Origin of the sequence: Pseudomonas profundi (assembly GCF_008638305.1) — a bacterium.
GTDB classification, from domain to species: Bacteria; Pseudomonadota; Gammaproteobacteria; order Pseudomonadales; family Pseudomonadaceae; genus Halopseudomonas; species Halopseudomonas profundi.
The window spans coordinates 60,329-72,864 of record NZ_VTPZ01000007.1 but is presented as its reverse complement, the minus strand read 5'-3'; the positions used below and the strand labels follow the sequence as shown (position 1 = coordinate 72,864).

Sequence of the window (12,536 nt, the reverse complement as noted above, 5' to 3'; positions counted from 1 at the left end):
GTCCAATACTCGAGCCATAACAGGCGCAAGTTCCGGGGGGCGTATGAGTCGTTTCAAGTCGTTCGATGGGGTAGAGATCTATTATCAGGCCTGGCTGCGTAAATCGGCCTTGCCGCCAGTCGTGTTGCAACATGGTTATGTGGCCAATATGCGCGTCAATTGGGTGGTGCCCGGCATAGTGCGCCGGCTCAACCTGGCCGGACGCAGCGTGATCGCGCTGGACGCACGGGGCCATGGGCGTTCAGGCAAACCACATGATCCCGCCTCCTATGGCGAATCCCGTATGGCCAAAGACATAAGCTGCCTGCTGGATGAGCTGGGCCTGGAGGAGATCGACCTGGTTGGCTATTCCATGGGCGCTACGGTCGCACTGCTGGCGGCTACGCAGGAACAGCGTATCCGCCGGGTGGTAGCGGGGGGCATTGGCGGCGCCACCCTGCATCTGGATAGCCGTTATCGGGCGAGCGGTCGGAAAGCATTAGCCAACGCCATGCTCGCCAGCCGCTGGAGTATCCGTGATCCGACGTTGGCAGGCTTTCGCTTGCTCGCGGATATGGTCTGGGCCGATCGCAAAGCCATGGCTGCCCAGGCCCTTGCCTTCCACTCCAAACGCATCCCGCTGGAACGCATCACTGTGCCGACCCTGATTCTCGCTGGCGACAGTGATCCCTTCGCCAGCCACCCTCAGAAATTGCAAAGAGCAATCCGCGGTGCGCGACTGAAGGTGGTGCCCGGCGACCATTCCAGTGTGCTGGTCAAGCCAGGCTTTCAGAACGCGATTGTGGAGTTTTTGCGGTGAGCCGGTGATGGAACCACCCTGCCAATGACGACGTCACAATTTTGTTATCACAGCCATTCATGTCCCTGTCCCATGGAGGTTTTCCATGCAGCGCCGCGCATTTCTTTCGACCGTCGGCATCGGCACCGCCGGTCTCGCCATGGCACCTTTGCTTGCCAGTGCCCAATCTCCCGCAACGGACACAACCGCTGCCCAGTCCTCATCTTCGCCAGCCGCCACCGCACCAAACGCGCTGCCCCGCAATACCGGCAACGCGCGCCGCTACAGGCCCGAGTACCGTGTCGGGCTGGGCGGTGCTGTCGGCCTGGGTGACTCACGCCGAATATGGTCCGAACAGCATGCTCTGGATTTACTGAAAACAGCCTGGGATCAGGGCATCCGTTATTACGACACCTCCCCCTGGTACGGCCTGGGGCTGAGTGAGCGCCGCCACGCGATGCTGCTATCACCGCTGATGCCGGACGACTATCTGCTATCGAGCAAAACCGGTCGCATACTCAAGCCGGAAGCCGGCTATTCCCATGACAACTGGCAAGGCGTGAACCACTTCAATTACGAGTATGACTACAGTGCGAGCGCCACGCGCCGTTCGATCGAAGACAGCCTGCAGCGCATGGGCGTGCCGAGCCTGGACATGGTATTCATTCATGACCTTTCTCCAGACAACAAGGATCTGGGTGAGCGCTGGACCGAATATATGGACCAGGCGGTGGAAGGCGCCATGCCCGAACTGATCAAGATGCGTGAGGAAGGACTGATCAAGGGGTGGGGCATGGGCGTGAACGAACTGGCGCCGGCGCGCGCAGCGATAGAGCGATCCGATCCCGATGTGATTCTGTTGGCTACACAGTACTCACTGCTCAAGCACGAAGACGCTCTGAACGATCTGTTTCCGCTTGCCAGCGAGCAGGGCCAGACCTTTGTGCTTGGCGCACCGCTCAACTCCGGCTATCTCGCCGGTAATGAGTACTTCAACTACAGCAAGGACGTGCCTGCTGAGATACGCGAAAAGCGGGAACGCTATCGCCAGCTGGCCGAGCAGCACGAAGTGGATCTGCGTACCGCAGCGTTACATTTCTGCAATGCACCGGACGTCGTTTCATCCGTTCTACACGGCGCCAGCAGACCCGAGCACATTAAAGAGAACGTGGCGTCCATGTCGGCCACCGTACCAAAGGAATTCTGGGAAGCCGCCAAGGAACAGGGGCTTATGGCCGAGAATGCGCCAGTGCCGGCATAGAAGATGAGTCGAGTGCAAAGGGCGCCGGGTTAGCGCTGTCAGACCGGTGGCGCGCCTGCCGTTTCGTCGTCCAGGTACAGCCCGGCGGCGCATTGAGCGCACAGGCAGACTTTGTTGGCCTGTTCGCCCGGCACCTGGGCGAGTGCTTCCTTACTTATTGGCACGTTGAAACACCAGCATGGCCCGCCGGTATCTGAGGCCGCGGCAGAGGTGCACTGGTTTGCGCCGGCACAAAGGGGACAAAGGCTGGTGGAGGTGGGTGTCATATTCATCGGTTCAACGCCGTGGGTCGGCTCCGCAAGTGATTCACGTCAATAGGGGCAGTGTGCCAGCGGTATAAACACAGCGATACCCGAAATATGTTAAGGTGCCGCCCCTGGCATACGAGTTACCAAGTATTTTCCTCTGCTTGACCAGTTCGAGCGCTTCCCTCCGGCGTATTCTCGATTTCTCGTATTTCAGCTCGGCGGCCTGCCCGCCCCCGGCCGTCTGTTTCATCCGACAGATGCTGCCTTCATTACATGCGCCATCGGTAGACCCGACGTTAGTGCGCCCATTGCGGAGCCTCATGGCCGGACCCTCGACGGTCTGCGCTGCGCTCATTTCCGCTGTTAATCGTCGCCCGGGCTGTTCTCGCCTGGCGCACGATGCATCGCTGTTAACTGGAGTCATTATGACCTTAAGAATCGCTATTCTAGGCGCCGGCCCGAGCGGCCTGGCCCAACTACGTGCTTTCGAAGCTGCCCGCCGTGACGGTGCTGACATTCCCGAGATCGTCTGCTATGAAAAGCAGAGCGACTGGGGCGGTATGTGGAACTACACCTGGCGCACCGGTCTGGATGCCTACGGCGAGCCCGTCCACGGCAGCATGTATCGTTACCTGTGGTCGAACGGTCCCAAGGAAGGTCTCGAGTTTGCCGATTACAGTTTCGAAGAACATTTCGGCCGGCCTATCCCGTCCTACCCGCCGCGCGCTGTGTTGCGTGACTACATCATGGGCCGCGTGGCCAAGAGCAACGTGCGCCAGTACATTCGCTTCAACACGGCGGTGCACTGGGTAGCGCAGGACGAAGCGACCGGTAAGTTCGCGGTCACCGTGCGCGATCTCAAGCAGGACGAACTGAGCACTGAAGAGTTCGACCATGTGATCGTCGCCACTGGGCACTTTTCGACCCCCAACGCGCCGTACTTTGAAGGTCTGGAGCAGTTTCCCGGCCGCGTATTGCACGCGCATGATTTCCGCGACGCCTGCGAATTCACAGGCAAGGATCTGCTGCTGATCGGCAGCAGCTACTCCGCCGAAGACATCGGTACCCAGTGCCACAAGTACGGAGCCAAGTCGGTCACCTTCAGCTATCGCACCCAGCCGATGGGCTTCGATTGGCCGGAGTCCTTCGCCGAAGTGCCGCTGCTGATCGAAGTGGTTGGCAAGACGGCGCACTTCAAGGACGGCACCAGCAAGGAAGTGGACGCGATCATCCTGTGTACCGGGTATCAGCATCACTTTCCGTTCCTGCCCAATGAGCTAACGCTGACCACGCACAACCGGCTGTACCCTGAAGGTCTGTACAAGGGCATCGTTTCCCTGGCCTGTCCGCAGCTGATGTTCCTCGGCATGCAGGATCAGTACTACACCTTCAACATGTTCGATGCCCAGGCCTGGTATGCCCGCGACCTGATGCTCGGTCGCATCAAGCTGCCAGCAACGGCGGCGATGCAGGCCGATTGCGACGAATGGGTCAGCCGCGAAGAGCAGGTGGCCGATCCCTTCCAGGCGATCGATTTCCAGGCAGCCTACATCCTCGATCTGCTTGAGCCCACTGACTACCCAGCGTTCGACGTGACCGGCGTGGCCGAGATCTTCAAGGAGTGGGAGCACCACAAGGCAGCGGACATCCTCGGTTATCGCAACAAGAGCTACCGCTCGACCTTGACCGGCACTCTGGCGCCCGCACATCACACGCGCTGGATGGATGCACTGGACGATTCGTTGGAAGCCTTCCTCTACGAAGAGCCGACTCACTCAGCCAAGGAGAGTGCATGAGTCAGTTAAGCCTGAGCCAGGCACGCTCGCGTTTCACCTCCAGCAGCATCCGTTGGGGGTTCATGTGGGCGCTATGGTGCGCCGTGCTCTGGGGCGCCTGGTATGTGCCGGGCTCTGCAGTCTGGTTTGAAGCGCCATACGTTGACCTGAGCTACGAGACCAATGCCGAGTTTCTGCTGGCAGCGGCCGTACTGACCACGTTCAATGCCATTGCCGTGCTGTTCTTTCTGTTTGTCTGGAATGGGGTATTGGGCAAATGGGGCGATTACGTACGCACCATCAAACAGATGCGCTATATATCCAAATGGTTCTTCATAGGCGCCATCTTTGGTGGCCCAATGGCTATCTTTGGCTCGTATCTGGCGATGGGTTATATCGGCGGCGCCTTCGCGGCCATCTCGGCGCTGATGTATCCAATCATCGGCGCCACGCTGGCCAGGCTCTGGTATCAGGAGAAGATCACACGGCGCGCCGCGCTGGGTATCTTCATCATCCTGGCAGGCGGCATAACGGTATATGCGCCCGGCATCATCGGTGAGCTTACCGGCACTGGCGAGGCCGGCTGGCTTGGCTATCTGGGTGGCGCGATGGCTGCGTTGGGCTGGGGTGTTGAAGGCGCAATTGCCGGACGCGGACTGGATGTGGCTGACCCGGATGTGGGCATTACCGTGCGCTTCACGGCTGAAGTCCTCTACTGGGTGGTGCTGATTCTGCCCGCGATTTTCCTCTTCACCGACCAACCGGTGGTGGAGCTGGTCGTCGCGACCTTCAACTGGGCTGCCTTGGGCTGGCTGACGCTGGCGGGCGTGACCTTCGCCTTCTGCTACGTCTCCTGGTACAAGTCCTTCCCTTTGATCGGAGTAGGGCGCGGGCAAGCGATTGCGGCGCTGTACGGGCTGTTTGCGGTGATTTTCCTCGCGGCGTTCACCCTCAAGTTTCCCGAATGGAACTTCCTTGCAGGCCTGGTCCTGTTCGTCACGGGCGGGTTCGTCATGTACACGGAAAACAACGAAGTACTCGAAGTCGTGCGTGCCGTTTCCAGCGACAGCGAAACGTCCACCATTGCTGCCAGTTCGGCCAACGTGTAATCAGAGGAGCAACCCATGAAAAAACTGCACATGAAAGGCCGGATTCTGCAGCTGATCGATGCCAAGCAGGACGATGGCATCTGGGACTGGCAAGTCACCGATGCGTTGATGAGCGAGTTTGGTCTCAGCGGTGCCTATTGGCGCGGCAATACTCGCGTCACGCTGACCGACTTGTTCTCCAGCGGCATTATCGAGAGCGTAGAGGAGAAGCTCGACGACGAGGCCTATTTCGGCGCTGGCCGAGTGCTGTTCAAGTTTCGCCTCAACGACTTCGGTCGGCAGCGCATGCGTGACACCGCGCTGGCCTGACCGCCAGCATTACCCACCACAACCAAGGAGATACCATGTCTGATTTTTGGGGTTTTCCGGGGGCTGATATGCTCGCCGTCGCCGTCATTATCGTACTCAGCGGCTTTGCTCTGTACCAGGCGCGCACTTTTGTGACCAAGCTTTAAACCCAAACCGCACGACGGGAGCTGCTGAAGTTCGGACCGGGTCTTGAAGTACGAGGCCGTGTCATCAGCTCCTGGTTGGTGTGCAGAAGTATCCAAGAATGCTTTATTCGCATATATGCTTTCGTGCGGATCGTCGTCTCGCCATGCGGGCAGAATCGGCCTAGCGTTAATAGTACAAGCTGCGCATGCAGAGCCCAGCACTGGTAGTACTGTATTCAGGTCCTGATTGGTTTTTCGACATGCCGGCTCCATACCTTCACGGTTTATTGGAGAGATGTCATGAACGCTTACCTACGCTTCGCGATTCTCGCTACTTCCCTCAATGTCGCTTTTCCTGCCAGCGCCGAGGAAGCCATCGGTACTGTCAATTTCCAGGCCAACTGTGCCGAGCATTTACGTCCCGATGTCGATCACGCCTTGGGCATGATGCACCACATGATGTATACCCAGGCGCTTGCCGAGTTCGAAGCCGTTGCGCAAAAGGCCCCTGGCTGCGCTGCTGCTCACTGGGGCGTTGCCACATCGATATTGCAGCCACTGTGGGGCACAACGCCGAGTGAGGCAGAAATCAGACGGGGCAGGGAGGCTATCGAGCAAGCCCGGCAAACGGTTGAGGATGAGCGGGAAAAACTGCTGATTGAGGCAACGGCTGCGTTCTTCGAGCCGGAAACCGGGCAAGTCAGAGAACGGTTGTCCGGGTGGATAGCAGGGATGGAAGAGGCCTACCAGGCCTTTCCGGAGGATCTCGACGTGGCCACGCTTTACGCTTTATCACGGCTGACGCGCGCTCTGTACGCCGATAACCCGCAAGCCCTGCATGACGAGGCCGAGCGTGTGTTGCGTGCAGCCTGGGAAACCGAACCCACCCATCCCGGCGCGGTGCACTACAGCATCCATGCCACCGATGCTGATGGTCGCGGCGCAAATGCCACAAGAATCGTGGACTCCTACGGCGAGATCGCACCCGAAGTACCTCACGCCTTGCATATGCCTTCTCACATCTATGTGAGGCTTGGTGATTGGCCGCGCACGATTGAATGGAACCGCCGGTCAGCTGACGTGGCAAAAGGTCATAAAGAAGGTGATGCCACATCGTTTCACTACATTCATGCTATGGACTACCTCGTTTACGGGCATCTCCAGCGCGGAGAGGATGAGGCAGCTGAAACTGTCTGGAAAACGGCACAGGCCAACGGGCCACATCAGGGCAACTTTCCGGGCGCCTACCATTTGGCGTCGATCCCGGCCAGGTTGGCTGTCGAAGCGCGTAACTGGGATGCCGCAGCGGCGGTCACGCCCCGCGAACCTGGCTACATCAGCTGGGACAAGTTCGCCTGGCCCGATGGGTTGAGCTGGTTTGCCCGCGGCCTGGGCGCTGTACATAGCGGTGATCTGGATACCGCCCGCGAAGCCGAAGAGCGCATGGCCACGCTGGTAGAGGAGGCGAAGTCAGCCGCCGACGCACGTTTCGCGGTCTATCTGGAGGTAGACCGCAGGATCCTCGCAGGGTGGATCGCAAACACGGAAGGTAATCCCGAACGCGCCGTCGAGCTGATGGAGTCCGCCGGAGAGCTTGAATCGACCGTAGAAAAACACCCCGTGTCGCCAGGCGCGCTGCTGCCGCCCTATGAGGCCCTCGGCGACTTGCTGCTTACGCTGGACCGCCCGACCGAGGCGCTGGCCGCCTACGAACAGTCGGACCAAACCTGGCCCCAGCGTTACAACACGCTGCAAGGCGCCTCGCGCGCCGCGGAGGAGGTGGGTGACATCGAATCTGCGTCGCAATGGCGGCAACGCTTAGAGACAGCACCCAAGACCACGCGTAAAACAGGCGCATGAGATCAGCGGAGCAGGACCCAGACAGGGTGTGTACTGTCGCAAGCTGATGTCTCAGCTTACGACAGCGGGGTCTTCACCGGTGCTATAGCGCTTGTGGCCACTGAGCCTGTGCGCGAGGGTGGGAAAAGTGCGCGCTCAACGTCCTTCGGAGCGATCGCCAGGGTTTCGCGGTAACACGACGCTGAAGATCGTTCCGGCGCTCTGGCTGGACGCCACATGGACGCTGCCGTTATGAGCCGTGACCAGCTCTTTGACGATATACAGGCCCAGCCCAAGGTTTCGATTCGGGTTGCCCTGCGCATAATGTTTGCGGGTCGAGATTTCGAAGATCGCGTTCTGATCCGATGTGGGTATGGGTTTGCCGTCATTCTTGACGGTCAGGATGACCTTGTCATCGCTGCCTTCGCAGGCCACCTCAATCTCGCCATTCGCATCGCCATGTTGCAAGGCGTTACTGATCAGGTTCTGACAGATCTGCGCGACGCGAAGCACGTCCCAGGTGCCGGTGCAGTCGCCCGAAACGCGGTGCAGAAAGCTATGATCCTGATGAACAGAGCGAAATTCTTCGACGAGCTGATGGGAGGTGGCTGCCAGATCCGCTGGTCCAAAACTTATCTTCAGCCCCGTTCCAAGGCGGCTTTCGGTAAAGTCCATCAGGTTATCCAGCATTTCTTTCATGCGGTATATGCTGGAAATCATCACCGGCGCCAGTCGGCTCGGGGTGTCGGCGGCCTCTTCCAGTTTCTTCAGTTTTGCCGCGCCGAACTGCATTACCTGCAATGGCGAGCGAAGATCATGACTGAGCATCCCGACAAAAATATTCGAGTTCTCGGTGACCACTTCCGAATAACGCGCAACGGATTCTGCCAACGCCTGATCTATCGCTTCGTTGAATCGAATCATGTCATCCACGTGGTGTTTGTCTTCATGCATGCCTGTGGCGATATCTCTCAACCACAGACGCAAGACGCTGGCGCGTAATGCGCGATACTCGGCCACCAACAGGCGTATGGAGAAGCCTGCGCCAAGGCGCTCATCGGCATGGTCCTCTGCTGCGGTGTCGCGACCAGTTTTGGGACTGTTGCCCTGCGACTTCCTCGTTTGCTGCGATTCGGTCTGTTCTGTCGCCATGTCCAGAACAATCACTTCCAGCATATTCTGCGCATGATCCCTGAGATCGGTTACATCCAGGTTCCCGCCGGTCGGCTGAATCACACGAGCAAAATCTTCCCATTCCTTCAGGATTGCTTCCATGTTGCTGGAAATGAAACGGTGTAAACGCATAGCTGAGTGCTCGGGTCGACGTCTGGATTGCCAGGAATTCAAACGGAAATGTAAAGATGCTGATGTCTCTGCAGCGGCGGGCGTGGTTTGGCTGCCGTGCTGAAAGGGGAGGTTTGACTATACGGAGCGGGGCGTCCCAAAGCCAGCCGAGTGACGGTCCGTTCCACACTGCGTATCCAGGCGCCCTGTATGTAGTACCTGATGACCAGCGCATGACTTCCCACTCAAAAGCCGGATAATGGCGGCCAATTCGTCCCGCTCGTCATTCTGGTGCCCCCCATGGAAATCAAGGTCAACTTTCTCGACAATCTTCGGCTTGAGGCCAAGTTCGATGACTTCACGGTGGTGGCCGATCAACCCATCCGCTACAAGGGCGACGGCTCGGCGCCGGGTCCGTTCGATTATTTTCTGGCGTCATCGGCGCTGTGTGCAGCCTATTTTGTGAAGCTGTACTGCAACACGCGCAATATTCCCACCGACAACATCCGCCTGTCGCAGAACAACATTGTTGACCCTGAAAACCGCTACAACCAGATCTTCAAGATCCAGATCGAATTGCCAGCGGATATGTCCGACAAGGATCGCCAGGGGATTTTGCGTTCCATCGACCGTTGCACCGTGAAAAAGGTGGTGCAAACCGGGCCCGAGTTCGTCATCGAAGAGGTGGAGAGTCTGGACGCCGATGCCCAGGCACTGCTGATGCCCCTTGCTGCGACAGGCGAGGGCACCCGTGTGCTGGGCAAGGATTTGCCCCTGGAGCAGACCATTACCAACATGTCCGGCATTCTGGCTGAGCTGGGCATGAAGATCGAGATCGCCTCCTGGCGCAATATCGTGCCCAACGTCTGGTCGCTGCATGTCCGTGATGCGCAGTCGCCCATGTGCTTTACCAACGGCAAGGGTGCGACCAAAGAGGCCGCGTTGGCTTCGGCGCTGGGTGAATTTATCGAGCGGCTGAACTGCAACTTCTTCTATAACGATCAGTTCTGGGGCGAAGACCTCGCCAATGCGTCCTTCGTACATTACCCGAACGAGCGCTGGTTCAAGCCTGGCCGCAAGGATGCACTGCCAGCTGAGATCCTCGATGAGTACTGCCTTGAAATTTACAACCCCGACGGCGAACTGCATGGCTCGCATTTGTACGATACCAACTCCGGCAACATGGAGCGCGGTATCTGCTCGCTGCCCTATGTGCGCCAGTCCGATGGCGAGGCGGTGTACTTCCCCTCCAACCTGATCGAGAACCTGTTCCTCAGCAACGGCATGAGCGCCGGTAACACGCTGGCCGAAGCGCAGGTGCAGTGCCTGTCGGAAATCTTCGAGCGCGCGGTGAAGCGCGAGATCCTCGAAGGCGAGCTCGCGCTCCCCGATGTTCCGCAGGCCGTGCTGGCGAAGTATCCCGGCATTCTCGCCGGCATTCAGGGGCTGGAGGAGCAGGGCTTCCCGGTATTGGTGAAGGATGCCTCATTGGGCGGTGCCTACCCGGTGATGTGCGTCACCCTGATGAACCCGCGCACCGGCGGCGTGTTTGCCTCCTTCGGCGCGCATCCGAGCTTTGAAGTCGCGCTGGAACGCAGCCTGACGGAATTGCTGCAGGGCCGTAGTTTTGAAGGCCTGAACGACTTGCCTGCGCCGACATTTGAAAGCCAGGCGGTGACCGAGCCGAACAATTTTGTCGAGCACTTCATCGACTCCAGCGGTGTGGTGTCCTGGCGCTTTTTCAGCGCCAGGTCGGATTTCGAGTTCGTCGAATGGGACTTCTCCGCCGAGGGCGAGCACGCCAACGCCGAGGAAGCCGCAACCCTGTTCGGCATCCTCGAAGACATGGGCAAGGAAGTGTACATGGCTGTGTATGACGACCTGGGTGCCACCGCCTGCCGCATCCTGGTGCCGGGTTATTCCGAGGTATACCCGGTCGACGATCTGATCTGGGACAACACCAACAAGGCGCTGTTCTTCCGCGAGGATATCCTCAACCTGCACAGCCTGGACGAAGAAAGGCTGCAAGCGCTGGTCGATCGCCTGGAAGAGAGCGAGCTAGATGATTACACCGATATCACCACGCTGATCGGCATCGAGTTTGACGACAACACCGCCTGGGGGCAGCTGACTATTCTCGAACTCAAGTTGCTGATCTACCTCGTTTTGCAGCAGTTTGAAGAAGCCAAAGAACTGGTCGAAACCTTCCTGCAATTCAACGACAACACCGCCGAGCGCGGGCTGTTCTACCAGGCGCTGAATGCGGTGCTGGAGGTAGAGCTGGACGATGAGCTGGCGCTGGAAGACTACGAGGCCAACTTCCGTCGCATATTTGGCAACGAGCGCATGGACGCAGTCATCGGTTCGGTAGAGGGCAGCGTGCGCTTCTTCGGTTTGACGCCCACCAGCATGAAGCTGGAAGGACTGGACAGGCATCACCGGATGATCGAGAGCCTGAAGAAGCTGCATGCGGCGCGGGGCAGGGCGGCGGGTTTGAGTGCGGCGTAGCAATCCGCTTCACCTGCGCGTTCAGGCTGGCTACGTTCAGGTGACCTGTCTCCGGCGCATTTGTCTGGAGAAGCTGTCGCCACCCGTCCTCGATCTGAAACGAGCGACCCCGTCGGCCCGCGGCAGAAAAGTTCACGTTGAAGGGGCGCTAGGCGCTCTGGTGTTTTTTCACCGTCTCAGATGGATTTTCGCCGAACAGTGCCTTGTAGTCCCGAGCGAACTGGCCGGGATGCCAGAACCCCCAGTTAGCGGCGATCATGGCGATGGAGAGGTCCGGCTGTCGCACATTCAGGGCACGACGTACCTGGTTGAGGCGGGTGGTGCGCAGAAACTGCAGGGGACTGATGCCAAGAATGCTTTCAAAGCTGTATTGGAGGGTCCGACGGCTGACGTGGGTCAGCTCGCACAGCTCGGTAATGCTCACGGAGGCATCCGGATGTAAGGCGATGTAGGACTTGACCTTGTCCACTACCTGGTTGCGATGGGCAAAGCTGGGTGCGGTTTCCGTCTGTAGTTGATCTTCGCTGATCAGGGCTAGCAGAGCGCTGGTGGCCAGCTCCTGCTTCAATTCGCTATTGAAACCCAGGGCACTGTGAATGACCACCTGCTCCAGCAGATAGCGCAACTGGTCCAGTTGCTGCTGCGCCACAGTCAGGCGTGGGGCCTGTTCCAGTCTGGCAAGGTCCAGCGTGCGTCCTTCGCGTTCAGCTGCGCGCAAAAGCACCTCTTCCTTTACCACTATGCCGTAGATATCAAAGGCATCTGGGGTAATCAGTTCGAAATCACGCGCGCCGGGGCGACACATCAGTTGATCGCTACCTACCTGCAAACCGTTGATGCGGCAGTCTGCCGTTTGCGCGGGTATACCCAGCCAGACTGAATCCTTCCACACATTGCATTGCTGGCGCAGGGAGCGGTTGGTGTGCTCCCTGAACAGTTGAAAGCCATCCAGCGCGAGCTCATCGATGCGCCCATAGAAACGGCCTCCGCCCAATTGGTCATATTCCTGTTGCCAATTGGTCAGATTGTGGGCGTGCTCGTCGGCGTCCTGCGCCACGCGAGTGCTCCGTTCTGGTGCATTGGACGCTGAGGGTGGTTGCATGATTGGGCACTTTTGCTTTTTTCGACAGGGTCAGTTGCGCTTCATGTGTTCTGGCTTGAGTGCTAGGTATTGAATTACCTGCGAAAAATGCATTTTGCCAAAACTTGATAGTCGACTGGAACGGTTATCGCAGGCTTACAGATATCAATTGCTAACGCTGTGCGACGTTCCCGCATGTTAGCAGCAAGATCTGTGCCT

At 58.6% G+C, this 12,536-nt stretch carries 10 protein-coding genes; 7 read left to right on the top strand and 3 right to left on the bottom strand.

All coding sequences use genetic code 11. The annotated features are described in order from the left end of the window. Nucleotides 1-43 precede the first annotated feature (43 nt). Nucleotides 44-799 carry an alpha/beta fold hydrolase gene (locus tag FZE95_RS11060; protein WP_150300916.1) on the top strand — a complete coding sequence of 252 codons (756 nt, stop codon included), beginning with the start codon at nucleotides 44-46 and terminating at the stop codon, nucleotides 797-799. A gap of 85 nt (nucleotides 800-884) precedes the next feature. Then, a complete protein-coding gene (locus FZE95_RS11055; protein ID WP_150300915.1) occupies nucleotides 885-2,039 on the top strand; it encodes an aldo/keto reductase in 1,155 nt (384 codons plus the stop codon). 38 nt (nucleotides 2,040-2,077) lie between these two features. On the opposite strand, the gene FZE95_RS11050 is transcribed toward FZE95_RS11055, so the two are convergent. After that, nucleotides 2,078-2,305, bottom strand: coding sequence for a cysteine-rich CWC family protein (locus FZE95_RS11050; protein WP_223825045.1), 228 nt, complete (start codon nucleotides 2,303-2,305; stop codon nucleotides 2,078-2,080). A gap of 407 nt (nucleotides 2,306-2,712) precedes the next feature. Here FZE95_RS11050 and FZE95_RS11045 point away from each other — a divergent pair, with 407 nt between their 5' ends. The 4 genes from FZE95_RS11045 to FZE95_RS11030 all read left to right on the top strand — a co-directional run bounded on the left by FZE95_RS11045 (nucleotide 2,713) and on the right by FZE95_RS11030 (nucleotide 7,465). Continuing rightward, on the top strand, nucleotides 2,713-4,083 hold the full coding sequence (locus tag FZE95_RS11045; RefSeq protein ID WP_150300913.1) for an NAD(P)-binding domain-containing protein: 1,371 nt from the start codon (nucleotides 2,713-2,715) through the stop codon (nucleotides 4,081-4,083). Then, on the top strand, nucleotides 4,080-5,171 hold the full coding sequence (locus FZE95_RS11040) for a DMT family transporter (RefSeq protein WP_150300912.1): 1,092 nt from the start codon (nucleotides 4,080-4,082) through the stop codon (nucleotides 5,169-5,171). Before FZE95_RS11045 ends, FZE95_RS11040 begins: the two co-directional genes overlap by 4 nt. A gap of 15 nt (nucleotides 5,172-5,186) precedes the next feature. Continuing rightward, nucleotides 5,187-5,480: a hypothetical protein gene (locus FZE95_RS11035; protein WP_150300911.1), complete on the top strand. Its 294-nt coding sequence runs from the start codon at nucleotides 5,187-5,189 to the stop codon at nucleotides 5,478-5,480. 425 nt (nucleotides 5,481-5,905) lie between these two features. Next, nucleotides 5,906-7,465 (top strand): tetratricopeptide repeat protein, encoded by a 1,560-nt coding sequence (locus FZE95_RS11030; RefSeq protein WP_150300910.1) that lies wholly within the window; start codon nucleotides 5,906-5,908, stop codon nucleotides 7,463-7,465. 135 nt (nucleotides 7,466-7,600) lie between these two features. Here the strand turns inward: FZE95_RS11030 and FZE95_RS11025 are convergent, their stop codons facing one another. Next, complete coding sequence (locus FZE95_RS11025; protein WP_150300909.1) at nucleotides 7,601-8,749, bottom strand: sensor histidine kinase; 1,149 nt, start codon at nucleotides 8,747-8,749, stop codon at nucleotides 7,601-7,603. A 279-nt stretch (nucleotides 8,750-9,028) separates the two neighbouring features. On the opposite strand from FZE95_RS11025, the gene FZE95_RS11020 reads away from it, so the two are divergent. Continuing rightward, on the top strand, nucleotides 9,029-11,236 hold the full coding sequence (locus FZE95_RS11020; RefSeq protein WP_150300908.1) for an OsmC domain/YcaO domain-containing protein: 2,208 nt from the start codon (nucleotides 9,029-9,031) through the stop codon (nucleotides 11,234-11,236). Between the two features lie 148 nt (nucleotides 11,237-11,384). On the opposite strand, the gene FZE95_RS11015 is transcribed toward FZE95_RS11020, so the two are convergent. Beyond that, nucleotides 11,385-12,338: a helix-turn-helix domain-containing protein gene (locus FZE95_RS11015; protein ID WP_150300907.1), complete on the bottom strand. Its 954-nt coding sequence runs from the start codon at nucleotides 12,336-12,338 to the stop codon at nucleotides 11,385-11,387. Nucleotides 12,339-12,536: the final 198 nt, after the last annotated feature.